Raw genomic sequence first — 8245 nt, 5'->3', positions numbered from 1 at the left:
GCAGCGCGGCGCGCACCTGCTGCTCGCGGTGGACGGCCGCCGCGCACTCGCGGCAGCAGCCCAGGTGGGTGCGCACCTGCAGCTCGGCGGCCGGCGTCAGCCGGCCGTCGAGCAGGTCGCTGGCGCGGTCCCCCACGTGCGGGCCCGCGCCGAACGGCCTCATGCGGCGCCCCCGGTGAGCCGCGGCACGAACCGGCGGCGGCGCGGGGCGGCGTCCTCGGGCACGACCTCGGGGTCGGAGCCCGGCGCCCGGTGGGCCAGCGACGCGCGCAGCATCCCGCGGGCACGGTGGATGCGGGAGCGGACGGTGCCGAGCTTGATGTCGAGCACGTCGGCGATCTCCTCGTAGGACAGCCCCTCGATGTCGCACAGCACCACGGCGGCGCGGAACTGCGGCGGGAGCTGGTCGAGGGCGTGCTGGATGTCGAGGTCGAGGTTGTGGTGCTCGAACGCGCGCTCGGGGCCGATCTCGCGGCCGGCCAGCCGGTCGCCGCCGTCGTCGGGCAGGGCGTCGAACCGGATGCGGGCCTTGCGGCGCACCTGGTCGAGGAACAGGTTCGTGGTGATGCGGTGCAGCCAGCCCTCGAAGGTGCCGGGCGTGTAGGTGCTCAGCGACCGGAACACGCGGACGAAGACCTCCTGGGTGAGGTCCTCGGCGTCGTGCTGGTTGCCGGTGAGCCGGTACGCGAGCCGGTAGACCCGGGCGGAGTGGTCGCGGACGATCTCCTCCCACGTCGGGGGGACCCACGGCTGCTCGGGGTCGAGCGCGGCGGGGTCGAGCGCGCCCTGCTCCAGCGCGGTGGGGGCCACGGCGGTCTGCGTCACGGCCGATCACGTCCTCTGCTTGCGACGGGGCCGGTCGCCCGAGCGACCGGCTCACCAGGTGAACACCGGCGAGGCCACCAGAGTTCCCGGCGTACCTGGGAGCACGCTGGGAGGCACCGGTGCGGTTCGGGGTGGGACGTGTGGAGGAACCGTGCGCGCCACCGTGCCCACCACCCCGGCGGCCTCACCACTAGGCTCGGCCGCACCCGTCGGGCCCGCCACCCGGGAGCCCGGCCGCCAGCACCAGGAGGCCCGCCATCTCTGCCGGATCGCCCGCGAGCCGGGCCTACGCCGAGGAGTTCGTCCCCGAGCACGAGGTGGCCCAGCGCGCCCGCGCGCGGGGCACCGAGCTCGGCTGCACGCCGGTCGGCCCCGGCGGTGCCGCCGCCCTGCGGGTGCTGGCCGCCGCGGTCGCCGCCCGCGCCGTCGTCGAGGTCGGCACCGGCGCCGGGGTGTCCGGCCTGGCGCTGCTCGAGGGCATGGGCGAGGAGGGGGTGCTCACCTCGATCGACGTCGAGGCCGAGCACCAGCGCGCGGCGAAGGAGGCGTTCGCCGAAGCCGGCGTGCGCCCGCAGCGGGCCCGCCTCATCACCGGCCGCGCGCTCGACGTGCTCCCCCGCCTCACCGACGGCGCCTACGACCTGGTGCTGCTCGACGGCGACAAGACCGAGCTCGAGGCCCTGCTGGCGCAGGCGCTGCGGCTGCTGCGTCCGGGCGGCGTCCTGGCCGTCGACAACGCGCTGTGGGGCGGCAAGGTCGCCGACCCGGCCCAGCGCGACGAGCAGACGACCGCGATCCGCGAGCTCGGCAAGGCGGTGCGTCGCGAGGAGTCGCTGGTGAGCGCGCTGCTGCCGGTGGGCGACGGCCTGCTGGTGGCCGTCCGCCGCTGACGGCGCCCGACCGACGGCTCAGGGCGTCGGGCGTCCCGTCGCGTGCAGGTCGGCGTGCGGGGCCGCCACGTCGGCGATCTCGGGCTCCTCGCCCGGCTCGGCGTGGTTGAAGACGAACTGGCGGTAGGCCCAGAACCGGAACGCGGTGCCCGCGGCGAGCCCGATGCCGTTGCCCGCGACGTTGGTCGCGAGCGGCGAGGTGAAGCCCAGCACGTCGTGCGAGAACCACAGGATGCCCAGCGTGATGAGCAGCCCGGCCGTGCACATGACGACGAACAGGGCGAACTCGTGGTGCACCCGGGGACGGCGGCGCGACCGGAACGTCAGGTAGCGGTTGCCCAGCCACGACACCACGGTGGCCGCGGCCGACGACGCGATCTTCGCCTCGATCGGGCGGCCCTCCAGCACGCCCCCGCCGCCCGCGTACATGAGCCAGTTGAACAGGGCGACGTCGACGACGAGCGCCACGACGCCCACGACGCCGAAGGCGGCGACCTGGCGCCACAGCAGCCTGACCAGGTCGACGACCCGACCCACCACCCGCATCCCCGGACGGTACCGCGCGGTCCCCGGGGACGCCGTCCCGGCGCGGGTCACCGGCGCAGGCGGTGCATGCGGACGCGCATCCGCAGCACCATCCGGCCCATCTCGAGGCCGAGCTGGACGGTCTTGCGGAAGTCGCCCGTGACCGAGGAGTGGCCCACCCGCGGGTGGTAGTTCACCGGCACCTGCACGACCCGGGCGTGCCGGATGATCGCCAGCATCAGCATCTCCAGGCCGAACGCCGAGCCGTCGAGCTCGGCCTTGGCCAGGGTGTCGGCGGCGCGCTCGCGCGAGACGACGCGGAACGTGCAGCCCACGTCCGACAGCGAGGTGGTGTTGAAGAGCACCTCGATCAGCTTGGCGACGGCCCAGTTGCCCCACTGCAGGAACCAGCCCATGTTGGCGCCGTCCCAGATGAAGGTCGACACCGTCCGCGACCCGACGACGAAGTCGCACTCGCTGGTGAACGGCAGCAGCTTGTGCAGGTCGGCGGCACGGAACGTGCCGTCGGGCTCGCACACCGCGACGAGGTCGGTCTGCGCCTCGCGCAGGCCGCGCTTGATCGCCGCGCCGTAGCCCTGGGCGGTCTCGACGACCTCGCGCGCGCCGGTGGTGGCGACCTCCTCGGAGGTGCCCTCGGCGGCGTTGTTGTTCACGACGATGACCTCGTCGACGATCCCCAGCGCCTCGAAGTCGCGGATGCACCGGGCGATGCTGTCCTTCTCGTTGTACGTCGGCAGCACCACCGACAGCGTCCTACCGTGCCACATCAGGAGGTCCCTTTCTCGGCGTCCGCGGCGGCGCGGTCCCGCGCGGACGGGCTGTCGGAGGAGCGGCTGTCGACGGGTCGGCTGTCGACGGGTCGGGGCCCGAGCGCAGGAGCGCGCGCGAGCACCACCGCGAGCAGGACGGCGCCGACCAGGCCGAGCCCCAGCCAGGTCACCCAGCCGTAGGCCGGCGCCCACTGGGCGTCGTCGACGAAGAACCACGGGCCGGTGCTGCCGACGGCGTAGCGCCGGGCGTTGATCGCCAGCGACCAGACGTGCACCAGCGCGACGACGGCGCCGACCACGACGGTGAGCCGCGCGACGGCGTGCGTCCCGCCGTGCTCGTCGAGCCACTCGCTGGCGGCGACGCCCGCGAGCAGCGGCACCACGGCCACCATCGCGAGCAGGTGCCGGCCCTGCAGGCCGGCCTGGATCGGGAAGAACACGGTCGCGTAGGTGACGTAGGCGAACACGACCACGACGGCGAGGACCGCCACGACGGTGAGCACGTCGGCGCGGCTCCCGACGGCCAGGCCGAGGCCGACGACCAGGCCCACCACGGCGATCCACGCCGCCAGGGCGGGCAGGGGCAGCGCCGTGTCGAGGTAGCCGAACAGCCCGATCGAGCCGCGCAGCAGGTCGGGGACGAGGTTCGCGAGCCCGCGCAGCGCGCCGGGTGCGAACGCCGACCCGGTGTGCGCCGGGTGGTCGTAGCGCAGCTCCCACACCACCACGGCGACGCCGCTCACGACGACCGCCGCGAGCGGGACGAGCAGCCGCGGCGCGCCGCGCCGCAGCTGCCCCCACAGCACCGGCCAGGCGCCGCGGCCCAGCGCGACCAGCCCGAGCAGGGCGAGGACGACGGCGCCGGTCTGGCGGCTCAGCACCAGGACGCAGCCCGCCACCGTGAGCAGGGCGAGGGTGGGCCCGTCCGCCAGCGACGCCGGACGACGGGTGGCGACGACGACCACGGCCGCGACCGCCGTGGCGGCGGTGATCTCCCACCCGCTGGTCGACAGCGAGCCGCCGACGAACAGCACCATCGGGGTGAGCACCACCGGCAGCCCGAGCAGGCGGCGCGGGCCGAGCCAGCGGGTGAGGTGCCAGGTGGCGAGGCCGATGAACAGGGCCCCCACGACCGCGGACAGCACCCGGCCCGCCTTGACGGCCTCGACGGCGTCGCCGCCGAGCGAGGCGGCCCAGCCGAGGGGGACGTAGAGGAACACCGGGTAGGCGCCGACGGCGGCGACCGCCGTCACCGTGCCCCCGTCGTCCGAGCGCGGCGGCTGGCACGCGGCGGTCTGGTCGGGCTGGAACTTCGTGCAGTCCAGGCCCACCGGCGACAGCCGGGCCGGGATCTCGAAGACGCGCGCGAGCGAGGCGTTGCGCTCGGCGACCAGGCTCTGCTCGGCCGGCGGGCCGGTGTAGGTCTGGCCGACGTCGAGGGTGGCGGCGCCGAGCGACTTCACCAGGTGGTCCGACTCGTCCGGCGAGGCACCCGGGGGGTTCGACATCGCCCAGACCAGCATCAGCACCAGGTACGGCACCGCGACCAGCGCCGCCAGGCTGGCCCCGGCGCGCGCCGGCGGCGCGGCGGCCGCGGTCGCCGGCGGCGCGCTCACCGGCGCGGTCACCGGCGCGCGGGCGGCTCGGCGACGACCAGCATCTGGCCGGCGAGCGGCTTGACGGGGCTGCGCAGGTACCACGGCACCAGGAACGTCAGGCCGGACGCCTTCGAGCGCATCGTGAGCGGCAGGAAGCGCGGCATCACCTTCACCGGCGTCCAGGCCAGCGAGACCAGGTAGTCGTGCAGCGACACGTCGGTCCAGATCGCCACGTGCGTGTAGTCGTCGAAGTACGCGCCGGGGGCGAGCCGGAAGTTCGGCTGCATGAGCACCAGGCGGCCGCCCGGGCGCAGCACCCGGGCCGACTCGGCCAGCAGCCGGCCGGTGGTCTCGCGGTCGAGGTGCTCGAGCAGGTTCGAGGCGAAGACCAGGTCGAACTCGCCGTCGGCGAAGCGGGACAGGTCGGAGCAGTCGCCGACCTCGGCCTGCACGTGGTCGGCGGCGGCCCGCTCGACGGTGGCGTCGAGGTCCATCGCGACCACGCGGCGGGCGCGGACCTCGTTCGAGAAGTCGCACCACCCGGCGCCGAGCTCGAGCACGTCGCCGCCGGCGTCCGGCAGCCAGCGCTCGAGGTAGCGGCAGATGTGGGTCCACACCCCGCGCCGGTTGGCGTTCGGGGCCAGGCGGGTCTCGAAGTAGCCGGGGACGTACGTGCCCGTCTCCGGCTCACCCGTCTCCGGCTCCTGGTCGTGCGGCACCCACCTGCTCCTCGTCGTCGGCTCGCGCCTCGCGCGGGACGTCCGGCGCGGGCGCGCGGCGGGGGCGAGGGCGGTGCGAACCTACCACCGGGGCCTCGCGGGGACGGAACCCGCGGACGGCCCGCGACCGTCAGCCCGAGCGCAGCCAGCGCAGCAGCAGCCGGGCGCCCCAGCCGGTCGCGCCCTTGCAGACCTCGTGCTCGTCCTTGTCGGCCCGGGCCGGCCCGGCGACGTCGAGGTGGGCCCAGCGCCGCTCGCCGACGAGCTCGCGCAGGAAGAGCGCCGCCGAGATCGAGCCGCCGCCGTTGAAGCGGGTGCGGTCGGCGGTCACGTGCCGCAGGTCGGCGAGGTCGGACTCGACCTCGACCGCGTAGTCGTCGACGAGCGGCATCCGCCAGACCCGCTCCCCCGTCGCCGCCGCGGCCGCCTCGAGCTCGGCCACCAGGTCGTCGTGGTCGGAGTACAGCGCGGCGTGGCGGCGCCCGAGGCCGAGCGACGCGGCGCCGGTGAGCGTCGCGACGTCGACGAGCACGGCGGGGTCGAGGTGCGCGTCGGCGTAGGCGAGCGCGTCGGCCAGGACGATGCGGCCCTCGGCGTCGGTGTTGGCGATCTCGACGGTCGTGCCGCCGTAGACGGTCACGACGTCGCCGGGTCGGTAGGCGCCGGCGCCGACGGCGTTCTCGGCCAGGGCGAGCAGCGCCGTGACGCGGCGCGGCACGCCGGTGCGGGCGGCGGCCAGCACCGCGGCGAGCACGACGGCCGCACCGCTCATGTCGGTCTTCATCGACACCATGCCCTCGCGCGGCTTGATGCTGAGGCCGCCGGTGTCGAAGGTGATGCCCTTGCCGACCAGCACGACGTGGTCGTCGTCGACGGCGTCGGCCGGCTGCCAGGTGACCCGCACCAGCGCCGGCGGCGACGCCGAGCCGCCGCCCACCGCCAGCAGGCCGCCGAACCCCTCGGACGCGAGGCGCCCGGCGCCGAGCACCTCGACCTCGAGGCCCGGCACCTCGGCGGCGAGCGCCTCCGCGGTGCGCGCGACCCAGGTGGGCGTCTTCACCGACGACGGCGTCACCGCCAGGTCGCGGGCGAGCCAGGTGGCGCGGGCGTCGCCGACGGCCTGCTGGACGGCCTCGGCGGTCGCGGGGTCACCCCCGGCCCCGACCAGGTGGACCGCGCCGACCGGCGCGGGCTTGCTCGTCGTCCCGGTGCGGGGTGCCTGGTACGCGCCGAGGAGCAGGCCCTCGACGAGGGCGCCCACCTCGTCGGGCTCGCGCCCCTCGGTGAGGGCGACGTCAACGGCGTCGACGCCCGGGAGCGATCGCGCCAGGCCCGCACCGGCCCGGCGCAGGGCGGTGACCGAGCCGTCACCGGTGCCGACCAGGACGAGCCGTCGCGGACCGGCGCCCTCGCGGCGCGCGACCGGGAAGGTCAGGACGGCGCCGGCCGAGCCGGTGAACCGGTGGTCGGCGCAGATCGTGGCCAGGTCGAGCCCGGCGTCGGCGAGCGCCTCGGCGGTGCCGGGGCCCGGGAGCGGGCCGTCGTCGCCCTGCGCGACCGGCACGGCGAGCACCGCGGCGGGGTCGCCCGCGCCGGCGAGCTCCACGGTCGGCAGCGGTCGCTCGTCCAGGTGCGCGGGGTGGTGGGAGGAGGGCTGGGCCACGGACCGACCCTATGCGGGGACGCCGCGGGCCCGGCACCGTGGTGGTGCCGGGCCCGCGGGGCGTCGGTGGGTCAGGAGGTCACTGGACGGCCGAGGTGAGGGCGTCGCCCAGGGCGGTCGCCTCGTCCGGGGTCATCTCGACGACCAGCCGGCCGCCACCCTCCAGCGGCATGCGCAGGATGATGCTGCGCCCCTCCTTGGTCACCTCGAGCGGGCCGTCGCCCGTCCTCGGCTTCATGGCCGCCATGAGCGGTTCCCCTTCCTGTCCGGTCGCTGCCGCCGGCAGCGGCCACCGGCCCGGCGGTCTCCGGGCGGCGCGATGCTGCCATTATCCCGTGCGGGCGGTGCTGTGCGAAACCGGACGCGGACGATTCGCCCGGACGCACCCGCGACGACGAGGAGGCCCCCGTGGACCAGCCGGTGGACGAGCAGGTCGACCAGCAGGCGGAGCGGTCCGTCCGCTACGAGGTCGCCGACGGCGTCGGCACCCTCACCTTCGCGCGACCGGACGCGATGAACGCGCTCGACGTGGCGACCAAGGAGCAGCTGCTCGCGGCCGTGACCGCGGCGGCCGCCGACCCGGCGGTGCGGTGCGTGCTGCTGACCGGGACGGGACGGGCGTTCTGCGTCGGGCAGGACCTGCGCGAGCACGTGCGGCTGCTGGGCGCCGGCGACGAGTCGCTGTGGCGCACCGTCCCCGAGCACTACAACCCGACGGTGACGGCGCTGGCCACCATGGACAAGCCGGTCGTCGCCGCGCTGAACGGCGTGGCCGCCGGCGCGGGCGCCTCGCTCGCGATGGCCGCCGACCTGCGGCTCCTGGCCGCGTCGGCCGGCTTCAACCTCGCCTTCACCGGCGTCGCGCTGTCCGCCGACACCGGCGCGTCGTACTTCCTGCCGCGGCTCGTCGGGCTCGGCCGGGCGAAGGACCTGCTGCTGCGTCCGCGCACCGTCGGCGCCGAGGAGGCGCTGGCGATCGGGCTGGCCACCGAGGTCGTCCCGGACGACGAGCTGCCCGCGCGGGCACGCGAGGTCGCGGTCGCGCTCGCGGCCGGGCCCACCGCCGCGTACGCGGCGATCCGGCGGGTGGTGGCCTACTCGGCCGAGCACCCGCTGACCGAGGCGCTCGAGCACGAGGCGCACCACATGGCGGCGACCGGCGGCACGGCCGACCACGCGGAGGCGGTGCAGGCGTTCCTGGAGAAGCGGCCGCCGCGGTTCACCGGCGCCTGAT

General features: G+C 75.9%; 9 protein-coding genes. 2 read left to right on the top strand and 7 right to left on the bottom strand.

Annotation, left to right across the window (positions count from 1 at the left end; genetic code table 11):
* Positions 1-159: 159 nt before the first annotated feature.
* A complete protein-coding gene (gene sigE / locus ACYVKY_RS09165; protein WP_460434669.1) occupies positions 160-810 on the bottom strand; it encodes an RNA polymerase sigma factor SigE in 651 nt (216 codons plus the stop codon).
* 272 nt (positions 811-1082) lie between these two features.
* On the opposite strand from sigE, the gene ACYVKY_RS09160 reads away from it, so the two are divergent.
* Positions 1083-1715, top strand: coding sequence for an O-methyltransferase (locus tag ACYVKY_RS09160; RefSeq protein ID WP_460434668.1), 633 nt, complete (start codon positions 1083-1085; stop codon positions 1713-1715).
* An 18-nt stretch (positions 1716-1733) separates the two neighbouring features.
* Here ACYVKY_RS09160 and ACYVKY_RS09155 read toward each other — a convergent pair whose 3' ends face one another.
* The 6 genes from ACYVKY_RS09155 to ACYVKY_RS09130 form a co-directional block, all read right to left on the bottom strand.
* Positions 1734-2261 carry a GtrA family protein gene (locus tag ACYVKY_RS09155; protein WP_460434663.1) on the bottom strand — a complete coding sequence of 176 codons (528 nt, stop codon included), beginning with the start codon at positions 2259-2261 and terminating at the stop codon, positions 1734-1736.
* Positions 2262-2308: 47 nt separating this feature from the next.
* Positions 2309-3028 carry a glycosyltransferase family 2 protein gene (locus ACYVKY_RS09150; protein ID WP_460434662.1) on the bottom strand — a complete coding sequence of 240 codons (720 nt, stop codon included), beginning with the start codon at positions 3026-3028 and terminating at the stop codon, positions 2309-2311.
* Positions 3028-4647, bottom strand: coding sequence for a DUF2142 domain-containing protein (locus tag ACYVKY_RS09145; protein WP_460434661.1), 1620 nt, complete (start codon positions 4645-4647; stop codon positions 3028-3030). Before ACYVKY_RS09145 ends, ACYVKY_RS09150 begins: the two co-directional genes overlap by 1 nt.
* Positions 4648-4655: 8 nt before the next feature.
* Positions 4656-5348, bottom strand: coding sequence for a class I SAM-dependent methyltransferase (locus tag ACYVKY_RS09140; protein WP_460434660.1), 693 nt, complete (start codon positions 5346-5348; stop codon positions 4656-4658).
* A 130-nt stretch (positions 5349-5478) separates the two neighbouring features.
* Positions 5479-7011 carry a leucyl aminopeptidase family protein gene (locus ACYVKY_RS09135; RefSeq protein WP_460434659.1) on the bottom strand — a complete coding sequence of 511 codons (1533 nt, stop codon included), beginning with the start codon at positions 7009-7011 and terminating at the stop codon, positions 5479-5481.
* Positions 7012-7090: 79 nt separating this feature from the next.
* Complete coding sequence (locus ACYVKY_RS09130) at positions 7091-7258, bottom strand: DUF3117 domain-containing protein (protein ID WP_460434658.1); 168 nt, start codon at positions 7256-7258, stop codon at positions 7091-7093.
* A gap of 161 nt (positions 7259-7419) precedes the next feature.
* On the opposite strand from ACYVKY_RS09130, the gene ACYVKY_RS09125 reads away from it, so the two are divergent.
* A complete protein-coding gene (locus tag ACYVKY_RS09125; protein WP_460434657.1) occupies positions 7420-8244 on the top strand; it encodes an enoyl-CoA hydratase/isomerase family protein in 825 nt (274 codons plus the stop codon).
* Position 8245 lies beyond the last annotated feature (1 nt).

It is taken from the genome of Angustibacter speluncae (genome assembly GCF_054777815.1).
The sequence above is the reverse complement of the archived record's forward strand: the minus strand, read 5'-3'. Positions and strand labels throughout refer to the sequence as shown.